The following is a 2,748-nucleotide window of genomic DNA, read 5'->3' as shown; positions in this document are numbered from 1 at the left end:
CAAAGATCAATGCCATTTCCGTACCGATTCCAGTAAGGCTTTCGGCTTGAGCCGCACCGATATCCACTGACACAGGCGGCATATTGAATATCTTTGAAATCATTCCCTGCAAAGGCAGCAAAGACATACCGAGGGTCTGCCCTCCTACGTTGATCATGGTGAATCCGATCATCGTCTTAATCACGCTGGGAAGGATCTGATCCCAGGTTTTCTTCTGGGCAACCATACCGGCGATTACAACAATTCCTATAATGAAAACTGCCTGGCTGAAAACATTATTAATCAAATACATTACTACTCCCATTTTTCTCTCCCTTCCAAGGCTGCCATCAGCCTTCCCTTTATCTCTTGTTTATTGCTTCAAGAAGCTGTTCTTTTAAATACTGCTTATCCATCATGTTGTCGATCCGGATAATGTGCGCTTTAGAATCTCTTAAAACATCAGCAAAATCTGAAGTTGTAATTAAAATATCATAGGAATCCGGGCTGACGGAACCGATATCCGAAGCATCCACAGCTGCTTCAATCTTTTCTGCATCAAGAATCTGTTGGGTAAACAGGCGAAGCATCATGGAGCTTCCTACTCCTGCACCACATACTGTAACAATTTTTAACATAGTGAATCCCCCTTTATGATCTGTAATATTTCCTCTGCGGAATTTGCATTGGTTATTTCATTTACCTTTTTTTCGTCCATTAAAATGTCCGCAAGCTCGGTAAGCGCTTTTAAATGTGATTGGTGGTCAATGGCGCAAAGGCCCACCACGATTTTAACCGGGTCGTTTTTCGGATGTCCGAATACAACAGGTTCTTTTAACGTTACAATACTAAGGCCGATATCCAGGGCGCCTTCCTCAGGTCTTGCATGCGGCATGGCAATTCCCGGTGAGATCACGATGTAGGTTCCGTTCACCTCAACATTTTTTAGCATTGCCTGGATGTAAGACTCATCTGCCAGCCCCTTATCCACAAGGAGCCTGCCGCTTTCTTTAACGGCTTCATCCCGGCTGGCGGCCTCAAATTTTGCTTTTATTAAATCTGTGGTCAAAATTTCTTTTAACATCGGTTGATAAATTCCTTTCTTTGGTTCTGAATTTTCTGTAATTCCCAAATATATACTCAATTCATTTTTTAAAGGCGCCAGCTTATGATCCTCGATTTCCACATATTTGCCAATAATGTTCATAACCTCGGCCATATGGATCCTGGCAGTTAAAAATGACAATTGGCTCTGTATTTCCTTTATGTCATAATCCGATAAATAAGGGCTTACTTTCAGCACTTTTGTGTCCTTCCACTTAAAAGGTACCGTGGATATGATCAGGTCCGGAGTATGCTCCTTCAGCCAAAGTGCCGCATTTCTCACACTGAATGTCCCCAATATATTCACATGGAAGATGGCCTGAAGCCTGCTTTTTAATATCTCAGAAGTGCTGATACCTGCGTTGCAGACAATGATGACATTGGGCGTCCTGCGGATCTGTTTTTCATTTCTTTCTATTACGGAAGCAAAAAACAATGTGAAGTATGATATCTCGTGCTCATTAAAATGCACTTTAAGCTCTTCTTCAAGTACCTTTACACTCTTTGCCACTGCTTTGTTAAGCTGGAAGAAATTTTCCAGGACATAGCTCAATAATGGATTTTCCGCCCATTCCCCAGCCAAAGCCCGCTTATAAGCAGGACGCAGATGATTAAGCAGTCCCTCATAAAGCTTGGAATCGGTGCGAAAAGCTTCAAAGGAGTATTCTTGCGCAACTGCATCGATAAACTGGTTCGTCACCAGATTAAAAGGCAGCCATTGTTCAGACAGCAGCTCCTCTGATTTGACGACAGATGCTTCTGCCAGCTTATTGGCCAGATAAAAGCAGTCATCAATCGATACTTCCCTGCCGAATATGGCTTCGATTTCCTCATGCCGTTCCACAAAAGCCTTTTCTTCTCTCGTTAAAACATCCTTTGGTCCCCCGGTGAAAGCTTTTCCGATGGAGATCCTTGCATATGTGACATAACACGCGATCAGCATACGGTTAAATGATACATCGCTTAGTTCTACATTAAGCCGCCTTGCTACATCGTCCAGAAAGGCCTCACAGGAATACAGGATCTGCATATCTTCTTTTCCTGCCCGGTCCTCAAAGTACAGCGGATCTTCACTGATGGAAAGAATCAGAAGATTCCTGATGTTTTGTTCTTTACCGGAGATCCGGTACCCTTTAAAGGGTGTGGCCTCAACTGCGATGGAATGAAAGCTGAGCATTTCCCTTACTTCCTTTAAATCACCGATGAGGGTATTTCTTGAAATATCAAGTTCCTTCAACAGGTCATCCACCGTAAACTGATCGCCGGACAAAAGAATGGACGTGGTGATCCGCAGCCGCCGGATTCTTAAATTCGACAGAACAAAAGCCGGGGTTGAGTGGATCAGACTCTCAAACTCGATCATCAGCGGTTCCGTATAAAACATCTTCCCCTTATCTGCATTGATCTCAGGGTATCCGGACGCCTCCAGTAATTCATTTAATTTTTTTATATCACTGTAAATCGTTCTGCTGCTTACAGAAAACAGCTGTGCCAGCTCCCGCACAGTAAACTCACGGTTGCTCTGGCAGACAAGGCGGAATATTTCTAAAAGTCGGTTTTCCATGGTTTCCTCCTTTATGAGATAAGTATAGCATTCCAATGAAATCGTCGACAAATCCAATTTGCTTCACTTTTTTTGAATGGATAGGGATATGGCGGGCGAAC

At 43.3% G+C, this 2,748-nt stretch carries 3 protein-coding genes; all 3 read right to left on the bottom strand.

Annotation, left to right across the window (positions count from 1 at the left end; all coding sequences use genetic code 11):
- On the bottom strand, positions 1-304 hold a 304-nt coding region (locus RT269_RS30010; protein WP_313188191.1), incomplete at its 3' end, for a PTS transporter subunit IIC.
- A gap of 37 nt (positions 305-341) precedes the next feature.
- Entirely contained in the window at positions 342-617 is a 276-nt protein-coding gene (locus RT269_RS30005) for a PTS sugar transporter subunit IIB (protein ID WP_313188189.1), read from the bottom strand.
- Positions 611-2,647, bottom strand: coding sequence for a BglG family transcription antiterminator (locus RT269_RS30000; protein ID WP_313188187.1), 2,037 nt, complete (start codon positions 2,645-2,647; stop codon positions 611-613). The genes RT269_RS30005 and RT269_RS30000 overlap by 7 nt, the downstream gene beginning before the upstream one ends.
- Positions 2,648-2,748 lie beyond the last annotated feature (101 nt).

This window comes from Lacrimispora sp., assembly GCF_032078915.1.
Classification (GTDB): domain Bacteria; phylum Bacillota; class Clostridia; order Lachnospirales; family Lachnospiraceae; genus Lacrimispora.
The sequence above is the reverse complement of the archived record's forward strand: the minus strand, read 5'-3'. Positions and strand labels throughout refer to the sequence as shown.

What these genes read in the sequence shown, in the direction of transcription:
- RT269_RS30000 (WP_313188187.1), bottom strand. Translation starts at nt 2,647, where the DNA reads ATGGAAAACCGACTTTTAGAAATATTCCGCCTTGTCTGCCAGAGCAAC.
- RT269_RS30005 (WP_313188189.1), bottom strand. Translation starts at nt 617, where the DNA reads ATGTTAAAAATTGTTACAGTATGTGGTGCAGGAGTAGGAAGCTCCATG.